Here is a 17715-nt window from a genome sequence, read left to right on the forward strand (position 1 = left end):
GGCGGGGAACACACATGAGTCACTGGTTCGGTTTGCTCGGGATCGCCGCGATCCTCCTCGTCGCCTTCGCTTTTTCGAGCGACCGCAAGGCGATCCGCCTGCGCGTCGTCGGCGCGGCCTTCGCGCTCCAGACCGCGATCGCCTTCCTCGTCCTCTACACCCCCTGGGGCCGGGCCGGGATCGAGGGGATGAGCCACGGCGTCTCCAACCTGCTCGGCTATGCCGGCGAGGGGACCGCCTTCCTGTTCGGGCCCAAGGACAACAACCCGGCGCTGTGGAACACCTTCGCGCTGGGCGCCCTGCCGGTGATCATCTTCTTCGCCGCTTTGGTCTCGATCCTCTACTATCTCGGGATCATGCAGCGGATCGTCCGCTGGGTCGGCGGCGCGATCGGCTGGATCACCGGGGTCGGCAAGGTCGAGGCGCTGGGCAGCGCGGCCAACATCTTCGTCGGCCAGTCCGAAAGCCCGCTGGTCGTCCGCCCCTATCTCGCCAGCCTGTCGCCGCCGCAGATCTTCACGCTGATGGTGGTCGGCATGGCGGGCGTCGCGGGGACCATCCTCGCCGCTTATGCCAGCCTGCTGGGCGAGAGCTACCTTCCCTATCTCCTCGCGGCCGCCTTCATGTCCGCGCCCGGCGGCATCCTCATGGCCAAGATCATCATGCCCGACGCGCGCGCGGTCCCCGTGACCGAGCCCGAGGACGTCGTGCTGCCCGAGAACCGCATCAGCGCGCAGGGCCCGGCGGCGCTGCTCCCCGAGGGCGGCCGCGCCCCCGAGACGATCGAGATTGCCGAGACCTTCGAGGAAGGCGAGAAGCCCGCCAACATCATCATGGCCGCCGCGCAGGGTGCGCAGACCGGGGTCAAGCTGGCGGTCGCGGTCGGCGCGATGGTGCTCGCCTTCGTGGCGCTGGTCGCGCTCGCCAATGGCATTCTCGGCGGGATCGGCGGCTGGTTCGGGCTCGAGGGGCTGAGCTTCCAGCGCATCGTCGGCCTCGCCTTCCAGCCGATCATGTTCCTGATCGGCGTGCCGTGGACCGAGGCGGGCACCGCGGGCGGACTGTTCGGGACCAAGATCGTCCTCAACGAATTCGTTGCCTTCATCGAGCTCGGCAATGCCAAGGGCGCCGCCGCGCTGCTCAGCGACCGCAGCCGCGCCATCGTCACTTTCGCGCTGTGCGGCTTCGCCAATTTCAGCTCGATCGCGATCCAGATGGCCGTGACCGGCGGCCTTGCGCCCAACCAGCGCCCGGTCATCGCCCGGCTCGGCCTCAAAGCCCTGCTCGCCGGCAGCCTCGCCAACCTGATGAGCGCCGCGCTGGCCGGGATCATGCTGCCGTAACCGTCATCCCGGGCTCGACCCGTGATCCGCCTTCCTTCCTTGGTGGAACGCGGGTCTAAGCAAGAAAAGGCAGGCCCCGGATCGAGTCCGGGGTGACGGTGTTTGAACCGGCGGCCCATCGCCGTTAGAGGCAGCCCATGACTACCGATACGCTCGACTCCATCGCCTCCGTCAGCCTCACCGAGGCCGCCCGGGACCAGGACGCCTTCGCCCAGAAATTGGGGAAGAGCTTCGAGGAATATGGCTTCGCCGTCCTCGCCGACCACGGCATCCCGGACGAGCTGATCGTCCGCGCCGAAGCGAAGGCGAGAGAGTTCTTCGCGCTGCCGGAAGAGACCAAGCGCAAATATGCGCTCGGGCAGGGCGGGGCGCGTGGCTACACCCCCTTCGGCATCGAGACCGCCAAGGGCGCCAAGGCCCACGACCTCAAGGAGTTCTGGCACGTCGGGCGCGAGCTCGCCGCGAACCACAAGTTCCGCGACGTCATGGCCGACAATGTCTGGCCTGCCGAAGTGCCCGGCTTCAAGGAGACCTTTCTCGAGCTGTTCGACACCTTCGACCGGACCGGGATCACGGTGCTGAAGGCGATCGCCCGCTACCTCGGGATCGACGAGGATTATTTCACCGACACCGTCCGCGACGGCAATTCGGTGCTCCGCCTGCTCCACTACCCGCCGCAGCAGGAAGCCACCGGCGAGCATATCCGCGCCGGCGCGCATGAGGACATCAACACCATCACCCTGCTGCTCGGCGCCGAGGAAGCGGGGCTCGAACTCAAGACCCGCGACGGGCGCTGGATCCCGGTCAGCCCCAAGCCCGGCGAACTCGTCATCAATATCGGCGACATGCTGCAGCGGCTGACCAACGGCAAGCTTCGCTCGACCCCGCACCGGGTGGTCAACCCGACCCCCGACCGGGCCAGCAACGCGCGCTATTCGATGCCCTTCTTCCTTCACTTCCGTCCCGACTTCATCATCGAGGCGCTGCCGGGCACGGTTCCGGCCGGCGAGGAACCCAGGTGGCCGCCGATCAGCAGCCACGACTATCTTCTCGAGCGCCTGCGCGAGATCAAGCTCGCTTGAGCGGGGCCAGGACGACGCGCCGCCGGCTGCTGCTGGTTCCGCTGCTCGGCGCGTCGCTCGGCCTCGGCGGCTGCGTCGCGGGCATGGCTGCGGGCGCCATCTCCGCCGCCGCCACCAGCGGCCGCAAGCCGCAGGGATCGTTCGTCGCCGACGAAGGCGTGAAGCAGGCCGCCATTGCCGCCTGCAGCGCCGAAGCCGCCAAGTCCGGCGCGGTCGCGATCATCGATTCCGAACAGCGCAGCGCGACCAGGGTCGTGGTCTGGGGCAGCGCGGGCACCGGCCCCGCCCGGCACTCGTTCGAATGCCATTTCGACACGAGGATCGTCGGCTTCAAACTGCGTCGGATCTGAGGCTTGCCCGGGATCAGCGGCTTGAACCGGCCCTTCCGCCAGTCCGGTCGGCGACCCACGCCAATGCCAGCAGCGCCGGCACCCAGAAGGGAAAGATGCCGTAGAGGGTGTCGCTGACCGAGTGCGACTGCCGGTCGATTGCCGACGCAATCTGCGCGCAGAAAATCAGGGTGCCGGCGCTCAGCGCCCAGCCGATAACCGAGGCCGGTAGAAAGAGCAGTCCGCAAGGACGAAACCAGTGCATGACGTTCACCTCCTAATGCTGCGGCCCCCTCGTGCAAGCCGACGACGGGACAGGTCATGAGCAAGGGGTGAGCATTTCCGGAGCATTGTGGGGTGCCGGCCCCATGCAAGATTGCAAAGTAGGATTTGCCATGCTCTTATAACCTTGATGGTTCAAGGGGGGCGTAGAGAGGTGCCAAGAGGGCGAGTGGCAAGTTCACACTATGAGACCTTCGGTTCTACTCCTTCATTGCCGGAATTCTGCCGCGGAAGACAGGGAGGCGACACCATGTTGCACCCGCGGACCCTGGGACCTTTGTGAACCTTTCGTTCCGCGCCCGCCGGGCTTATGGCTAGGCCCGTGGCTGGTCTCACCCTCTACGACAGGATCTGGAACGCCCATGCGGTGGCGCCGGTCAGCGGCGAGGACTGGCTGCTCTATATCGACCGCCATCTCATCCATGAGCTGACCAGCCCGCAGGCCTTCACCGGCTTGCGCGAGGCGGGGCGGAGGGTCCGCCGACCCGAGCTGACGCTCGCGGTCGCCGACCACCAGGTGCCGACGGTCGGGCGCGCGCTCGGGATCGCCGGCATCGCCGATCCCGACGCCCGCGCGCAGGTCGAGGCGCTCGAGCGCAACGTCGCCGAGTTCGGCGTCCCCTACATTCCGCTCACTCACCGCGCGCAGGGGATCGTCCACATCATCGGGCCCGAGCTTGGGCTGACCCTCCCCGGCATGACCATCGTCTGCGGCGACAGCCACACCGCCACCCATGGCGCGTTCGGCGCGCTCGCCTTCGGGATCGGCACCAGCGAAGTCGAGCATGTGCTCGCCACCCAGACATTGCTGGCGAAGAAGTCGCGAAACATGCGGGTAACGGTGACCGGCCGGCTCGGTCGCGGAGTCACCGCCAAGGACGTCATCCTCGCGCTGATCGGCCGGATCGGCACCGCGGGCGGGACCGGCCATGTCATCGAATATGCCGGACCGGTGATCGAGGCGCTCGACATGGCCGGGCGGATGACCGTCTGTAACATGTCGATCGAGGCGGGCGCGCGGGCCGGCCTCGTCGCGCCCGACGACAGGACCTTCGACTGGCTGCGTGGACGCCCGCTGTCGCCGCAGGGCGCGGACTTCGACGCCGCCTGCGAGCGGTGGCGCGCCCTCCGCAGCGACGACGACGCGCTGTTCGACCGCGAGGTCACCCTCGATGCCGCCGACATCGCGCCGATGGTCAGCTGGGGGACCAGCCCCGAGGCCGTGACGACCGTCGCGGGCACCGCGCCAGTCCTCGACGGCCTCGACGCGGCGAAGCGCGCGCAGGTCGCGCGGATGCTCGATTACATGGGCCTCGCGCCCGGACAGAAGCTCGCCGGGGTCGCCATCGACCGGGTGTTCATCGGCAGCTGCACCAACGCGCGGATGGAGGACCTCCGCGCCGCCGCCGAAGTGGTCCGGGGGCACCATGTCGCCACCGGGGTCAGGGCGCTCGTCGTCCCCGGCTCGGGCGAGGTCAAGCGCCAGGCCGAGGCGGAGGGGCTCGACCGGATCTTCGCCGGCGCGGGCTTCGAGTGGCGCGACGCGGGCTGCTCCATGTGCCTCGGCCTCAACGAGGACCGGCTTCGTCCGGGGGAGCGCTGCGCCTCGACCTCCAACCGCAATTTCGAGGGCCGGCAGGGTCCCGGCGGACGGACCCACCTGATGAGCCCCGCCATGGCGGCCGCCGCCGCCATCGCGGGACAAATCGTCGACGTTCGGACATGGGCACAATGACCCCGTTCAGGACCCTCACCGGCATCGCTGCGGCGCTCCCCATCGCCAATATCGACACCGACCAGGTGATCCCCGCCGACTATCTCAAGGGGACCACCCGCGACGGCCTCGGCGCGGGCCTGTTCGCGCCCTTGCGCTACGACGGCGAAGGGCGCGAGCGATGCGACTTTCTCCTCAATCGCGAGCCGTGGCGGCGGGCCGAGATCCTCGTCACGCTCGACAATTTCGGCTGCGGGTCGAGCCGCGAGCATGCGCCCTGGGCGCTCGCCGGCTTCGGCATTCGCGCCATCCTCGCGCCGAGCTTCGCCGACATCTTCCGCAACAACGCCTTCAAGAACGGACTCCTGCCCGCGACCCTCGCGCCCGACGCCATCGCCCGGTTGCTGGAGCTCGCGGCCAATCCCAATTCGGCGACCTTCACCGTCGATCTCGAGCGGCAAACGGTGACCACCGCCACGGGCGAAGAATTCGCGTTCGACGTCCCAGCCGAACGCCGCGACGCGCTATTGAGCGGCCTCGACGAGATCGGTCGCTCGCTGCAGCTCGAGGACGCCATCGCCGCGTTCGAAGAGCGGCACCTGGCGACGCTGCCGCCAATTCCGGCCTGGCCGGCACTGGCGGCGCGCCTCGCCTAGAATTTCGCGCCCAGCTCGACGCCGAACTGGCGACGGCTGCCCGGCGAGATGAAGGATCCGCCGAACTCGATCGCCGGAATGACCTCGTTGAGATATTTCTTGTCGGTCACGTTATCGACGAAGGCGATCACCTTCCAATGCTCGGTCTCGAGCCCGCCGCGCAGGTTGAGCACGCCGAACTTGTCGCGCCGGGCGACGTCGTAGCGGGCATTGCCGATGAAGCCGGGGAGACCGAGCGCACTGATCGGCAGCAAGGCGGTGAAGAGGGTCGGACGCTCCTGGTCCTGCACCGTGTGGAACCAGGTCGGGCCGGTCAGGCGATAGTCGGCGCGCGCGACGAGGTCGGCAAAGCCGATGCTCTGCGTGAGCTGGGTGCCGAGGTTGAGCGTATAGTCGGCGGTATAGGGCGACTTGTTGCCGACCGTGTAAGGCCGCGAGGCGTTCTTCTTGATCTTGCTGTCGGTGACGTTGAACGAGCCGAACACGCTCCACCCGCGCATCGGCTTGACGCTGACGTTCAGTTCGACGCCCTTGGTGTCGACCCGGTCGATGTTCGAGACGACGCGCAGCAAGCCGAAGCTGCCGACGAAGAATTCGAAGAACTGCATGTCGTGGATGCGGGTGTAATAGCCCGCGAGGTCGTAGGTGACGGCGCCGTTCATGAAGCCGCCCTTGATCCCGGCCTCGAAGGCGCTCGATCGCTCCTTGCGGTAGCGGTCGTTGATCAGCACGTCGGCGTCGATCGTTCCCGGCGTCACCCCGTCGTTGAACGAGGCGTCGATGGTCGCCTTGGCGCCGCTGTTGTTGAAGCCGCCTGCTTTGAAGCCGATGCCCCAATTGGCGTAGACATTCATGTCGGGCGTCGGCCGGTAGCTGAGGCTGATCTTGGGCTGGAACTGGCGGAAGGTCTTCTTCTGGTCGGGGATCGGTCCCGACACCTGCCCCGGGTTGAGCGGCGCGCCGGTGATCGGGTCGGTCACGAAAGGCACCCGGTTGGACGCGCGCCGCGCTTCGATGTCGTAGCGTCCGGCGAGCCCGATCTTGAACTGGTCGCTCACCGCATAATCGGCGGAAGCGAAGCCCGCATAGACATTGGTCCTGAACTTGTCGGCGTAGAGCTGGCTGGTCGGATTGGCGCTGGTCGGCCCGTTGTAGAGGTTCTTGATGACCCCCTGGCCAAGGTCCGCGCCGAGGCTGACGCCGACCAGCCGGTCGATGTGGAGGTAGTAAGCGCCGACCTGCCAGCTCAAGGGGCCGGTGCCGTTCGAGGCGAGGCGCACTTCGCCGCTCCAGTCCTTCTGGTTGCGGACCTGATATTGGGTGCCGTCGCAGGTGGTCGGCGAATAGGGTCCGAAGGTCGAGCCATTGGCCGGCGCGAAGATGAAGGGGACGGGGATCGCGCCGATGAAGCCCGGCTGGTTGACCGGATAGCCGGTCAGCGCCGCGGTCGAGGCGAAACAACTGTTCAAGGCAGCGACGCTGGTCGGATTGACTGGTCCGCCGTTCGCCGCCGAAATGTAGCGTGCGAAATCGGCCGAGGTGCCGTCGGCGACGAGGTTCTGCTTGACGTTGGAATAGAGCGTCCAGGCGGTGAGCTTGGTGGCCCCAAAGTCATGCTCGATCTTGGCCGAGGCTTCCCATGTCTTCTGGTCGTTGGTCGGCTTGATGTTGCTGTAGAAGTTGAACGGGTGGGCGTTGACGTCCTCGTAGAAGGCCGGGTTCACCGCCGCGAAATTGGGCAGGTGAAAGGCCGCGTTGAAGGCGATCGAGGCCCCGTCGAACCGGGCGTAGCGCGCCTTGACGTCGAGGTTGGTCTGCGGCCCCAGCGCGGCGACGATCCGGCCGTCGACGCCATAGGTCTTGGCATTGTCGACGCAGTCGCAGTCGAGGAAGTCGTTGTGATAGAAGCCGTCGGTCTTGCGGTAATTGGCCGACAGGACGATCCCGACGTCGGGCGCGATCGGTCCCGCGACGTAGCCGCGCGCTTCCTGCGTATTCTGTTCGGCCAGCACCACCGTCGCGCCGCCGCCCCATGACTTGCCGGGCCGGATCGTGGTGAGCACGATCGCGCCGGCGGCGGCGTTGCGGCCGTAGAGCGCGCCCTGCGGGCCCTTGAGGATCTCGACCTGGCGGAGCGTGCCCTGCACCTCGTTCAATTGCGCGGTGTTGGTCTTGAGGATTCCGTCGACCACCAGCGCGACCGAGCTTTCGGCATCGCGCGCACCGTTGATCCCGCGGATGTTGATCTGGGTGTCGCCGGCCTCGGCGGTGCCCGTGACGATGGTGACGCCCGGGGTCAGCTGGACGAAGCTTTCGGCATTGGTGACGCCGGTGCGGGCCAGCGTCTCGGACGAGATGACGCTGACCGAGGCGGGGACGTCGATCAGCCGCTCGGCCTGGCGGCGGGCGGTGACGATGATGTCGCTGTCCTTCTCGGGCGCCGCATTCGCCGCCGCCGGATCCGGCTCCGCGGCGCTGTCCTGGGCCTGCGCGGGCGCCGCAAGCGCAAGCACGGCGGTCCCGAGGGCGAGCTGCGCTTTCCACCACCTGTTCATACCGAAACCCTCCCTGTTCGGGCGGTCCGTCCGCGCTCAGACGAGGACGTTGGCACCGCTCATGTAGACGTAGACTTCCTGGAATTTGCCGTCCCGAATGCGCCAGAAATTGGTGTTGTTGAGGCGCGTTACGCTACCGTCGGCGGCGGTCAGGACCGCTTCGAAACTCGCCGCGATGCGGCCATTCGCCTCGTCTACCGTGCAGGTGAAATCCTTGTGCACAATGGTCTCGTAGGCGCCGAAGAAATCCTCGAACATGCGGCGGATGGCGGGCTTGCCGGCATGCCGCGTGAAGCTGGTCTGGACGCAGAACAGGGCTTCCTCGTGGAAGCAGGCGAGGGCGCCTTCCATGTTCTTGGCGTCGACATTGCCGAAGTAGGTTCGGGTCGCGAGCTCGATCAGCGCGTCGCGGGAAAGGCCGGGCTCATATTGCATCAGGCGTCTCCCGCCTTGAGCAGATTGTCGCCGCTCATGTAGACGTAGACCGACTGGAACAGCCGATCCTGAAGATAGAAGCGGTTGCAGTTTTCGTAGCGCAGTTCGGACCCGCCATTGGGCGTGATCAGGACCGTGAACTGCGAGCAGATCGAGTTGCTCTCAGGGTCCGCGGTGTGGACGAAATTGCCGTGCCACAGCGTCTCGAAATCGGCGAACAGCTTGCGGAACATGGCGGCGATGCCGGCGTCGCGGCCGCGGTGCACGGTCATCGAGGTGACCTCGGTCAGCACCGCGTCGGGTGCGAAGCAGTTCAGGACCTCGGTCAAATTCTTGTTGTCGACCCCGTCGAAGTAACGCTTGGTCACGATGTCGATGTAAAAGGGATAGGGGAGGGCGATCTGCCCCGCGCCCGCTTCGCTCCAGCTCATGACCAGCCCTTTCGGATGTCGGCGTCCTTGGGCACTTCGGGGGCCGGGAACGCCGTCTTGCTGTGGGTGAGGCCAAGGCTGAGCCAGGTCTCCATCTGCTTCCATGCGACCTGGCCGGGGTTGATGACCGGAACGGGAAGCACGCTGGCGAGATAGCCCGCCGACTGGTGCATGGTGGTAGAACCCAGGACGATGACGTCGGCGCCATCCGCCTCGATCGCGGACTCGGCCTCGGCCTTCAACTTGCCGAAGATCACCTCTTCCTTGCCCGCGAGGAGCTCGGTGACGTCGGGCCGGGTCTGGATCGAGCGCAGGGAGGCGACCCGGTCCCACCAGCCATATTCGGTCAGCGTCTTCTCGTAGAGCGGGAACCACTCGTCCCACATGGTGAGAATGGTGAAGCGCTTCCCGAGCATCATCGCGGCGGCGAAGGCCGCCTCGCCCGGGCCGACCACGGGAATCGACAATCGCGAACGAAGCGCGCGCAGCCCGCTGTCGCTGACGGTGTCGATCAGGACCCCGGCGTAGCCTTCCTCCTCGGCGGTGATCCCGGCCTGGAAGACGGTCCAGTCCATCAACAGCATGTCGTGGTAGCTGTCGCCCAGTGCCGCGCCCCATTTGACGGCCGCGAACTCGGGCTGGAAGCCGGGGGCGACGAGGTCGGACGGCAGCTGTCGGGCGCGATTGGCGACCCCGGCTTCGTCCATCGGGATCGGCACGATCACCTTGACTCGCTGCATGGTGCCCCTTTCGATGCGAAGGTGTAATGTATACAAAATGGTGACGTCAAGCGGGTTGCCGCCTAGACCAAAGCCAGTAGAAGAACGCCTCATGTCGCGCGCATCGGACCATGCCTATTCGGAGATCCGGAGCCTGATCCTGTCGGGCGACGCGCCGCCGGGTTCACCGCTGCGCGAAGAGCAGCTGGCCGAAATGTGCGGGCTGTCGCGGACCCCGGTGCGTGACGCGCTGCGCCGGCTCGAGGCCGAGCTCTATGTCGTGCGATCGGAAAGCCAGCGGACCTTCGTCGCCGACTGGAGCCGCGAGGACGTCAGCGAGATGTTTGCGCTGCGCGCCATGCTCGAGGCGCATGCGGCCAAGCGCGCGGCCGAGCGAATGACCGAGGACAAGCTCGCGGCGCTGACCGAAACCAATCGCGCGCTCGACAAGGCGGTCGGCAAGGCGCGTCCCGACGTGGTCGGATTCCTCGAGCGCAACCGCGATTTCCACGGCCTGATTATTGAAACCGCGGCCTCACCGCGGATGGCGGCGACCCTTGCCACCCTGGTCGAGCAGCCGGTCGTCCGGCGCACCGCCATGCATTACGGCCGCGAGGAACTGGAGCAGTCGGCGAGCGAGCATCGCGAGCTGCTCAAAGCCTTCGCCGCGCGGGACGGCGAGTGGGCGCATTCGGTGATGACGGCGCACATTCGGCGCGCCTTCCACGCCTTCGCGGCGCGCTCCGCTCAGGTGAGCGAGGCGAGATAATCCTTCGCCTGCGCCGCCGTGATGACGTCGGCGTATTTGGCTTGGAGGTCGAACAGGTTCGCCTCGTGGATCGCGGCCTCGCGATCGCCGCACGCGTCGCGCACGACCAATGGCGCGAAGCCGTGGCACAACGCATCAAGTGCGCTTGCCCGGACGCAGCCGCTGGTGGTCAGCCCGGTGACGAGGATCGTGTCGATCCCGCGCGCGCGCAGTTGCTCGGCGAGGTCGGTGCCGAAGAAGGCGCTCGGGAACTGCTTGGTGACGACGATGTCGCCGTCTTGCGGCGCGAGGTCGGGGGTGAATTCCCCAAGCGGATTACCGGCCTCCCAACAGGCAAGGCCGGCGATCTTGCGGCGAAATAGCCGCGCGGGCTCGGCCTCCTTGTCAAGCGGATATTCGACCCGCGTGAATACCAGCGGGATGCCTTGTCGGCGGGCTTGTTCGGCAAGGCTTCGGGCAACGTCGCGGCATGACTCGACCGGCGCCCGGAGCGGTGATCCGTCGGTGAAATAGCCGGCCGCCCAGTCGACCAGCAGCAGCGCCGGACGCCGCCCCCACGGCAGGCTTCCGCCGAAGCCGGAAGCCGCATAATCCTGTTGGACGTCCGCACCGTGAACGCTCATGAGCGCAGCCTAGCCTTTCGCCGATGCTATACAAGCGCTCCGACGGTTTGTATACAAAACCCATGACTCGTGCCGTCGAGATTGTCGAAGTGTCACCTCGCGACGGCTTGCAGAACGAGCCGGTCGGCCTGTCCACGGCGGACAAGATCGCGCTCATCGAGCGAGTCATCGCTGCCGGTGCGCGGCGCGTGGAAGTGGCGAGCTTCGTCAACCCGCGCCGGGTTCCGCAGATGGCCGACGGTGAAGCGGTCGTTGCCGGGCTCCCCAACCGCAGCGACGTCCGCTTCACTGGCCTTTGCCTCAACGAGCGCGGAGTCGAGCGGGCGCTGGCGGCGTCCGCCGCCGCCACGCGCGGGCTCGACGAGATCGGTTGTGTGCTTGTCGCCACCGATGCTTTCGGGATCGCCAACCAGGGCCAGACCGTGGCGCAGGGGATCGCCGCCAACCGGGCGATGATTGCCGCCGCGAAACTGGGCGGACTGCGTGCACAGGTCACGATCGCCGCCAGCTTCGGCTGTCCTTACGAGGGCGCGGTCGCCGAGGACCATGTCCTGGGCCTCGCCGAAGCCATGGTCGAAGCGGGCGCGGACGAGATCGCCTTCGCGGACACGATCGGGGTCGCGGTCCCGGCACAGGTGGCGAGCATGGTCGCCAACGCCCGCCGCCGGCTGGGCGACGACTTCCCGATCCGGGTCCATCTTCACGACACGCGCGGCATGGCCCCCGCCAATGCCTGGGCCGCCTTCCAGGAAGGCTGCCGGACGTTCGACAGTGCGCTCGGCGGCCTCGGCGGCTGCCCCTTCGCGCCCAAGGCCGCTGGCAATCTCGCGACCGAGGAACTGGTCTACATGTTCGAGCGGGCAGGGATCGCCACGGGCATCGACCTCGTCGCGGCAATCGACACCAATCGCTGGCTGGCGGAGCGGATGGGCAAGAGCCTGCCGAGCCGCGTCGGCCGGGTCGGGGACTTCGTGCCCCATCCGCCTCAAGAGCAGGAGTGTGCATGAGCTATCGTCTTGGTGTCGACGTCGGTGGCACCTTCACCGACCTGCTGGTGATCGACGACGCCAGCGGGCGAACGTGGCGCGACAAGGTCCCCTCGACCCCGCATGACCCGTCCGAGGCGGTGATCGCCGGAACCAAGGCCGTCTGCGCCAAGGCCGACATCGGCCCCGAGGCGCTGCAGCTCTTCCTCCACGGCACCACCGTCGCGACCAATGCCGTGCTCGAGCAGAAGATCGCCCGGGTCGGACTGATCGTCACCGACGGCTACCGCCACATCCTCCAGATCGCCCGCAGCCTCGTCCCGGGCGGTCTGGCGGCGTGGATCGTCTGGCCCAAGCCCGAGCCGATGGCCCCGCTCGAGGCGACGATCGAGGCCAAGGAGCGCATCGGCGCCGACGGGACCATCGTCCGCGGGCTCGACGAAGCGGCGCTCCGCCAGAGCCTCAGGCGCCTCGCCGAGGAGAAGGTCGAGGCGGTCACGGTCTGCCTGATCAACAGCTACGTCAACGACGCCCACGAACGCCGCGTCGCCGAGATCGTCGGCGAGGAGATGCCGCACGTGCCCGTCAGCGTATCGGCCGACATCCTTCCCGAAATGCAGGAATATGAGCGCGCGCTCACCACCGTCGCCAATTCGGCGGTGCGCCCGACCGTGTCGCGCTACGTCGGCAATCTCGAAAGCGAACTTCGGGCGCTCGGCAGCGAGGCCAAGCTCAGCCTGCTGCGTTCCGACGGCGGCCTGATGAGCGCCGAGAAGAGCCGCACCGCGCCGGTCAACCTCCTCATGAGCGGACCCGCCGGCGGGGTCGCGGGCGCGGTATGGGTGGCGAAGAACAGCGGCCACCCCAATGTGCTGACGCTCGACATGGGCGGGACCTCGACCGACGTCGCGCTGATCGAGGATCACCAGCCGAGGCTCCGGCGCGAGACCAGCGTCGGCCATCTCACCGTCCGCGCCTCCTCGCTCGACGTGAAGACCGTCGGCGCGGGCGGCGGCTCGATCGCCAGCGTTCCCGAACTGACGAAAGCCTTGCGCGTCGGCCCGCAGTCGGCGGGTGCGGTGCCGGGGCCGGCGGCCTATGGGCGCGGGGGCGAGGAGCCGACCGTGACCGACGCCAACGTCGTTCTCGGCTACCTTCCTGAGAACCTCCTCGGCGGGAGCTTCCGGCTCGACCGCGAGGCGTCCAAGCGCGCGGTGCAGAAGGTCGCCGACGCGCTCGGTCTCTCGCTGATGGAAGCGGCGGCGGGGATCATCTCGATCGTCAACGAGACCATGTTCGGCGCGCTTCGCCTGGTCTCGGTCCAGCAGGGCTACGATCCCCGCGACTTCGCGCTGATGGCGTTCGGCGGCGCCGGCCCCTTGCACGGCAATGCGATGGGGATGCTGATGGGCAGCTGGCCGGTGATCATCCCGCCCTCGCCGGGCGTGCTCTGCGCCTATGGCGACGCGACCACCAGGCTGCGGGTCGATGCGCAGCGCAGCTTCAATCGGCTGGTCACCCAGACCGACGACGCCGAGGTGAAGGCGGTGGTCGACGAGATCATCGCGCAGGTCACCGCCGAGCTCGAGGCCGAGGGCGTTCCCGCCGCCGACCAGGAACACCGGATCGAGATCGACGTCCGCTATTCGGGCCAGGCCTTCGAGGTGCCGCTGAGCCTTCCGGTCGGAAGCACGATTGCCGACCTCATCGCCCGGTTCGACGCCGAGCATCTGCGCCTCTTCACCTTCAATCTTCCGGTCGCGCAGGAACTGGTGAACATCCGAGTGGTGGCGCTCGGCAAGGCCGCCAACGTCAGTGCCGAGAAGATCCCGCAAGGCGACGGCGATCCCGCCGCGGCCAAGCTCTACGACCACAAGGTCTGGATGGACGGGCGCGAGCAGGACGCGGTGATCTACGACCGCGCGAAGCTCCGCGCCGGCGACCAGGTGCGCGGCCCCGCCATCATCACCGAGATGGACTCGACCACGCTCGTCCACTCGGGCCACGTCGCCGCGGTCGACCCCTATGGCAATATCCTGATCAACCCGGAGGGACGCTGATGCCCGCGCGGATCATCCAGACCAACACCACCCCCTTCGCGGCACAGGACATCGATCCGGTCACGCTCGACATCATCGAGAATGCGCTCCGCAACGCGCGGATCGAGATGGACGCGACGCTGGTCCGGACCGCCATGTCGCCCGGCATCCGCGAGCAGGGCGACGCCTTCCCGCTGATCGCCGACCCCGACGGCAAGATGATCGTCGGCCAGTTCGGAAGCTTCATCGACGGCTTCCTGCGCGGCTTCGACGGGACGATCGAGGAGGGGGACATGATCTTCCTCTCCGACCCCTACAGCTGCGAGGGCGCGGTCAGCCACAGCAACGACTGGCTGGTGCTGCTGCCGGTCTACCGCAACGGCCGCCTGGTCGCCTGGACCGCGATGTTCGGCCACCAGAGCGACATCGGCGGCAAGGTCGCCGGCTCGATGCCGATCGACGCTCGCGCCATCTTCGAGGAGGGCGTGCGAATCCCGCCGGTCAAGATCTGGAACAAGGGCGTCTACAACGAGGACCTGATCAAGCTCGTCATGCACCAGACCCGCAAGCCCGACTGGTGCGCGGCGGACTTGAACGCGCTCATCGCCTCGTGCCGGGTGGCGGCGCGCCGGGTCGAGGAGATGTGCGCGCGCTTCGGCGACGACGTCTATATCAGCGCGACCAAGGCCCTGCTCGAGCGCAACTATCGCGCGATGAAGGCGCTGATCGAAAGCAGCGTCTCGACCGATCCCGTCAGTTTCGAGGATTATGTCTGCGACGATGGGGTGGGCTACGGGCCCTACAAGATCGCCTGCACGATGCACCGCGAAGGCTCGAAGGTGATCCTCGACTTCACCGGCACCGATCCGCAGTCGGCGGCGTCGATCAATTTCTACCTGAACGAGAACATGTTCAAGATGTTCTTCGGCATCTACATGATCATGGTCTTCGACCCCCAGATCATGTTCAACGACGGCTTCTACGACCTCATCGACGTGCGCATTCCCGAGGGCACGTTGCTGAAGCCGAAATATCCCGCGGCCTTGTCGGGCCGGACCCATGCATTGGGCCGGATCTTCGATATCCTCGGCGGCCTGCTCGGCCAGCGCACGCCCGAATTTCTCTGCGCCGCCGGCTTCAGCTCCTCGCCCCACCTCATGTATTCGGGCCGCGACAAGAAGGGCGACTGGTTTCAGCTGTTCCAGATCGGCTTCGGCGGCATTCCCGGCAAGCCGTTCGGCGACGGGCCCGACGGCCACTCGCTCTGGCCCGGCTTCACCAACGTGCCCAATGAATTCCTCGAGCGCTACTTCCCGCTCCGGATCGAGCGCTACGAGGCGCTCGCCGACAGCGGCGGGGCGGGCAAGTTCCGCGGCGGCAACGGCATCCTGATGAGCTACCGTTTCCTCGCGAGCGGAACGGTCAGCATTCACGACGACCGCTGGTTCACCTATCCGTGGGGCGTCAATGGCGGGAAGCCCGGTGCCCGCGCGCGCAAGGTGCTCGAGAAGCCCGACGGAAGCTCGCGGATCGTTCCCAACAAGCAGGACAGCCTCGACGTCGAGGAAGGCGATATCCTCCACTTCATCACCTGGGGCGGTGGTGGCTGGGGCGACCCGCTCGAACGCGAGCCTGCGCTGGTCGCGAAGGAAGTCCGCCAGGGCCTGGTCACCGTCGAAGGCGCGCGCGCTTATGGCGTGGTCTGCGACGCCGACGGGGCGCTCGACGAACGTGCGACGGCGAAGCTTCGGGAGGAAATGGCGGGGCAGGGCAGCGGCGAGCTGTTCGACCGCGGCGGGACGATCGAGGAATTGCGCGCGCGCTGCGAGGCCGAGACAGGCTTGCCTGCGCCCAAGGCGCCCGTCTGGCGGCATCTGGCGGTCGCCGCCGAATGAGCGTCGATTTCGAGAACCGAGGTCCGCTCAAGGACATTCGCGTGGTCGAAATGGGCCAGCTCATCGCTGGGCCCTTCTGCGGCCAGCTGCTCGGCGACATGGGCGCCGAAGTCATCAAGATCGAGCCGCCCGCGACCGCCACCTCCAAGGGTGGCGATCCGATGCGCGACTGGGGGCGGGGCGACTATCCGCTCTGGTGGGAGGTGGTCGCCCGCAACAAGAAGAGCGTCACCGCCAACCTCCGCGTTCCCGAGGGCCAGGAGCTCGCCCGCCGGCTGATCGCCAAGGCCGACATCCTGGTCGAGAATTTCCGCCCGGGCACGCTCGAGAAATGGGGGATGGCGCCCGCCACGCTCCATGCCGAGAACCCTGGCCTCATCATCGTGCGCATGTCGGGTTACGGCCAGACCGGGCCCTATTCGGACCGTGCCGGCTTTGGCGGGATCGGCGAGGCGATGGGCGGCTGGCGCAACATCGTCGGCGATCCCGACCGGCCGCCGAGCCGGATGGGCGTATCGATCGGCGACAGTCTTGCCGCCACCTACGGCTGCATGGGTGCGCTCGCCGCGCTTCATCACCGTGACCGGACCGGCGAGGGGCAGGTGGTCGACAGCGCGCTGTACGAGGCAGTGCTGCAGGTCATGGAGAGCCTCGTCCCCGAATATGCGGTGCACGGCTATGTCCGCGAACGCTCGGGCTCCAAGCTTCCGGGGATCGCGCCGTCTAACGTCTATCGCTGCAGCGATGGCGAGCTCTTGATCGGCGCAAACCAGGATAGCGTCTTCGCGCGGCTGTGCGAGGCGATGGGCGAGCCCGAGCTGGCCAGGGACCCGCGCTATGTCGACCATGTGGCGAGAGGGAAGAATCAGGACGAGCTCGACGCGAGGATCGACGCCTGGACTCGCACCCGCACCGTCGCCGAAGTCGAGGCGCTGATGCACGAGCACGCGATTCCCGCGGGACGCGTCTACACGCCCAAGGACATGCTCGAGGACCCGCATTTCGCCGCGCGCGAGGCGATCGTCGACGTGCCGCACCCGCGCTGGCAGGGGCTCAAGATGCAGAATGCCTTCCCGCGCCTGTCGCGCACGCCGCCGGGTATCCACCGCCTGGCGCCGCAGGAAATCGGACAGGACAATGCGGCGATCTACGGCGAGCTCCTCGGCCTCGACGACGCCGCGCTCGCCGCCAAGCGCAGCAGCGGGATCATCTAGCGCGCAAGGGCACGACGGCGAGGAGCCCGGTGACCCTGGCCGTCACCTGAACCTCGCGCACGCAGGCGGAAGCGCCGGCGATTCCGGCCTGCTCGAGCTCGGCCACCAGTCCGCCGCCGGTGAAGTGGCGATGGGTCGCGTGGCTCGCGACCCGCCAGCCCTGCATGGATTCGGCGGCGGTGACATAGATGCCAAGCTGCGCGCCCGGCCGCGCGACGCGGCGACATTCCGCGACGAAGGCGGGGACGTCGCTGCAGAAATAGAGGATGTTCGAGGCGAACAGGCGATCGAACGCCCCGGCGCCGAACGGAAGCCGCATCATGTCGCCCTCGCGCACCATCGCCCGTCCCTCGGCGAGCGCAGCCGACAGTCGCCGCCGGGTCCGCCGCACCATCAGCGGCGAGCGGTCGATCCCGGCGCGGAAAAAGGCCTGCGGCAGGCCCGCGAGAAGCGATCCGTCCCCGCAGCCGATGTCGAGGATCCGCTCGCCCGGTCGGACTGCGAGCGCCTCGATCAATCGATCGGTGGGCCGGCGGTTTGCGAAGTGCATGGCGGTGCCGACCAGCCGGCCGGCGAGCCCGCTCGGGAGCGCGAGCTGCCTGCCAATGCCGAGCGCCGCGCGGTCGAGGAGCGCCGCCATGTC

Annotated in this window: 17 protein-coding genes; 10 read left to right on the forward strand and 7 right to left on the reverse strand. The window is 67.5% G+C overall.

Annotated elements, in window-relative coordinates; all coding sequences use genetic code 11:
* Positions 1-14 precede the first annotated feature (14 nt).
* From BS69_RS0103260 to BS69_RS0103270, 3 genes are all read left to right on the forward strand, one after another.
* Complete coding sequence (locus BS69_RS0103260) at positions 15-1343, forward strand: NupC/NupG family nucleoside CNT transporter (RefSeq protein ID WP_029940553.1); 1329 nt, start codon at positions 15-17, stop codon at positions 1341-1343.
* Positions 1344-1480: 137 nt separating this feature from the next.
* Positions 1481-2425 carry an isopenicillin N synthase family dioxygenase gene (locus BS69_RS0103265; RefSeq protein WP_029940554.1) on the forward strand — a complete coding sequence of 315 codons (945 nt, stop codon included), beginning with the start codon at positions 1481-1483 and terminating at the stop codon, positions 2423-2425.
* On the forward strand, positions 2422-2775 hold the full coding sequence (locus BS69_RS0103270) for a hypothetical protein (protein ID WP_029940555.1): 354 nt from the start codon (positions 2422-2424) through the stop codon (positions 2773-2775). Before BS69_RS0103265 ends, BS69_RS0103270 begins: the two co-directional genes overlap by 4 nt.
* A gap of 13 nt (positions 2776-2788) precedes the next feature.
* Here the strand turns inward: BS69_RS0103270 and BS69_RS0103275 are convergent, their stop codons facing one another.
* Positions 2789-3019: a hypothetical protein gene (locus tag BS69_RS0103275; RefSeq protein ID WP_029940556.1), complete on the reverse strand. Its 231-nt coding sequence runs from the start codon at positions 3017-3019 to the stop codon at positions 2789-2791.
* Between the two features lie 339 nt (positions 3020-3358).
* On the opposite strand from BS69_RS0103275, the gene leuC reads away from it, so the two are divergent.
* Both leuC and leuD read left to right on the forward strand, forming a co-directional pair.
* Positions 3359-4771: a 3-isopropylmalate dehydratase large subunit gene (gene leuC / locus BS69_RS0103280; RefSeq protein WP_156956854.1), complete on the forward strand. Its 1413-nt coding sequence runs from the start codon at positions 3359-3361 to the stop codon at positions 4769-4771.
* On the forward strand, positions 4768-5406 hold the full coding sequence (gene leuD, locus BS69_RS0103285) for a 3-isopropylmalate dehydratase small subunit (protein ID WP_029940558.1): 639 nt from the start codon (positions 4768-4770) through the stop codon (positions 5404-5406). Before leuC ends, leuD begins: the two co-directional genes overlap by 4 nt.
* Here leuD and BS69_RS0103290 read toward each other — a convergent pair.
* Genes BS69_RS0103290 through BS69_RS0103305 form a run of 4 tightly spaced genes read right to left on the reverse strand, consistent with a single transcriptional unit; the run spans position 5403 to position 9567 of the window.
* A complete protein-coding gene (locus tag BS69_RS0103290) occupies positions 5403-7961 on the reverse strand; it encodes a TonB-dependent receptor (protein ID WP_029940559.1) in 2559 nt (852 codons plus the stop codon). The genes leuD and BS69_RS0103290 overlap by 4 nt on opposite strands.
* A gap of 36 nt (positions 7962-7997) precedes the next feature.
* Positions 7998-8396: a nuclear transport factor 2 family protein gene (locus BS69_RS0103295; protein ID WP_029940560.1), complete on the reverse strand. Its 399-nt coding sequence runs from the start codon at positions 8394-8396 to the stop codon at positions 7998-8000.
* Positions 8396-8827, reverse strand: coding sequence for a nuclear transport factor 2 family protein (locus BS69_RS0103300; protein WP_029940561.1), 432 nt, complete (start codon positions 8825-8827; stop codon positions 8396-8398). The genes BS69_RS0103295 and BS69_RS0103300 overlap by 1 nt, the downstream gene beginning before the upstream one ends.
* Positions 8824-9567, reverse strand: coding sequence for an aspartate/glutamate racemase family protein (locus BS69_RS0103305; protein ID WP_029940562.1), 744 nt, complete (start codon positions 9565-9567; stop codon positions 8824-8826). The genes BS69_RS0103300 and BS69_RS0103305 overlap by 4 nt, the downstream gene beginning before the upstream one ends.
* Before the next feature lie 91 nt (positions 9568-9658).
* Here BS69_RS0103305 and BS69_RS0103310 point away from each other — a divergent pair, with 91 nt between their 5' ends.
* Complete coding sequence (locus tag BS69_RS0103310) at positions 9659-10315, forward strand: GntR family transcriptional regulator (RefSeq protein WP_029940563.1); 657 nt, start codon at positions 9659-9661, stop codon at positions 10313-10315.
* Here the strand turns inward: BS69_RS0103310 and BS69_RS0103315 are convergent.
* Positions 10294-10938: an isochorismatase family protein gene (locus tag BS69_RS0103315; protein ID WP_029940564.1), complete on the reverse strand. Its 645-nt coding sequence runs from the start codon at positions 10936-10938 to the stop codon at positions 10294-10296. The two genes, BS69_RS0103310 and BS69_RS0103315, sit on opposite strands and share 22 nt — an antisense overlap.
* A 62-nt stretch (positions 10939-11000) precedes the next feature.
* On the opposite strand from BS69_RS0103315, the gene BS69_RS0103320 reads away from it, so the two are divergent.
* From BS69_RS0103320 to BS69_RS0103335, 4 genes are read left to right on the forward strand one after another with little or no spacing between them, the layout of a single operon-like run.
* Positions 11001-11945, forward strand: coding sequence for a hydroxymethylglutaryl-CoA lyase (locus BS69_RS0103320; protein WP_029940565.1), 945 nt, complete (start codon positions 11001-11003; stop codon positions 11943-11945).
* On the forward strand, positions 11942-13984 hold the full coding sequence (locus BS69_RS0103325; protein ID WP_029940566.1) for a hydantoinase/oxoprolinase family protein: 2043 nt from the start codon (positions 11942-11944) through the stop codon (positions 13982-13984). The genes BS69_RS0103320 and BS69_RS0103325 overlap by 4 nt, the downstream gene beginning before the upstream one ends.
* A complete protein-coding gene (locus BS69_RS0103330; RefSeq protein WP_029940567.1) occupies positions 13984-15858 on the forward strand; it encodes a hydantoinase B/oxoprolinase family protein in 1875 nt (624 codons plus the stop codon). The genes BS69_RS0103325 and BS69_RS0103330 overlap by 1 nt, the downstream gene beginning before the upstream one ends.
* On the forward strand, positions 15855-17072 hold the full coding sequence (locus tag BS69_RS0103335; RefSeq protein WP_029940568.1) for a CaiB/BaiF CoA transferase family protein: 1218 nt from the start codon (positions 15855-15857) through the stop codon (positions 17070-17072). The genes BS69_RS0103330 and BS69_RS0103335 overlap by 4 nt, the downstream gene beginning before the upstream one ends.
* Here BS69_RS0103335 and BS69_RS0103340 read toward each other — a convergent pair.
* Positions 17065-17712 (reverse strand): class I SAM-dependent methyltransferase, encoded by a 648-nt coding sequence (locus BS69_RS0103340; RefSeq protein ID WP_051676500.1) that lies wholly within the window; start codon positions 17710-17712, stop codon positions 17065-17067. The two genes, BS69_RS0103335 and BS69_RS0103340, sit on opposite strands and share 8 nt — an antisense overlap.
* Between the last annotated feature and the right edge of the window lie 3 nt (positions 17713-17715).

The organism is Sphingomonas astaxanthinifaciens DSM 22298, assembly GCF_000711715.1.
In the GTDB taxonomy this organism is placed as follows: Bacteria; Pseudomonadota; Alphaproteobacteria; order Sphingomonadales; family Sphingomonadaceae; genus Sphingomicrobium; species Sphingomicrobium astaxanthinifaciens_A.

Coding starts and splice junctions, on each gene's coding strand:
- BS69_RS0103335 (WP_029940568.1), top strand. CDS start 15,855: ATGAGCGTCGATTTCGAGAACCGAGGTCCGCTCAAGGACATTCGCGTG.
- BS69_RS0103265 (WP_029940554.1), top strand. CDS start 1,481: ATGACTACCGATACGCTCGACTCCATCGCCTCCGTCAGCCTCACCGAG.
- BS69_RS0103340 (WP_051676500.1), bottom strand. CDS start 17,712: ATGGCGGCGCTCCTCGACCGCGCGGCGCTCGGCATTGGCAGGCAGCTC.
- BS69_RS0103290 (WP_029940559.1), bottom strand. CDS start 7,961: ATGAACAGGTGGTGGAAAGCGCAGCTCGCCCTCGGGACCGCCGTGCTT.
- BS69_RS0103295 (WP_029940560.1), bottom strand. CDS start 8,396: ATGCAATATGAGCCCGGCCTTTCCCGCGACGCGCTGATCGAGCTCGCG.
- BS69_RS0103310 (WP_029940563.1), top strand. CDS start 9,659: ATGTCGCGCGCATCGGACCATGCCTATTCGGAGATCCGGAGCCTGATC.
- BS69_RS0103275 (WP_029940556.1), bottom strand. CDS start 3,019: ATGCACTGGTTTCGTCCTTGCGGACTGCTCTTTCTACCGGCCTCGGTT.
- BS69_RS0103300 (WP_029940561.1), bottom strand. CDS start 8,827: ATGAGCTGGAGCGAAGCGGGCGCGGGGCAGATCGCCCTCCCCTATCCC.
- BS69_RS0103260 (WP_029940553.1), top strand. CDS start 15: ATGAGTCACTGGTTCGGTTTGCTCGGGATCGCCGCGATCCTCCTCGTC.
- BS69_RS0103320 (WP_029940565.1), top strand. CDS start 11,001: ATGACTCGTGCCGTCGAGATTGTCGAAGTGTCACCTCGCGACGGCTTG.
- BS69_RS0103325 (WP_029940566.1), top strand. CDS start 11,942: ATGAGCTATCGTCTTGGTGTCGACGTCGGTGGCACCTTCACCGACCTG.
- BS69_RS0103315 (WP_029940564.1), bottom strand. CDS start 10,938: ATGAGCGTTCACGGTGCGGACGTCCAACAGGATTATGCGGCTTCCGGC.
- leuD (WP_029940558.1), top strand. CDS start 4,768: ATGACCCCGTTCAGGACCCTCACCGGCATCGCTGCGGCGCTCCCCATC.
- BS69_RS0103305 (WP_029940562.1), bottom strand. CDS start 9,567: ATGCAGCGAGTCAAGGTGATCGTGCCGATCCCGATGGACGAAGCCGGG.
- BS69_RS0103330 (WP_029940567.1), top strand. CDS start 13,984: ATGCCCGCGCGGATCATCCAGACCAACACCACCCCCTTCGCGGCACAG.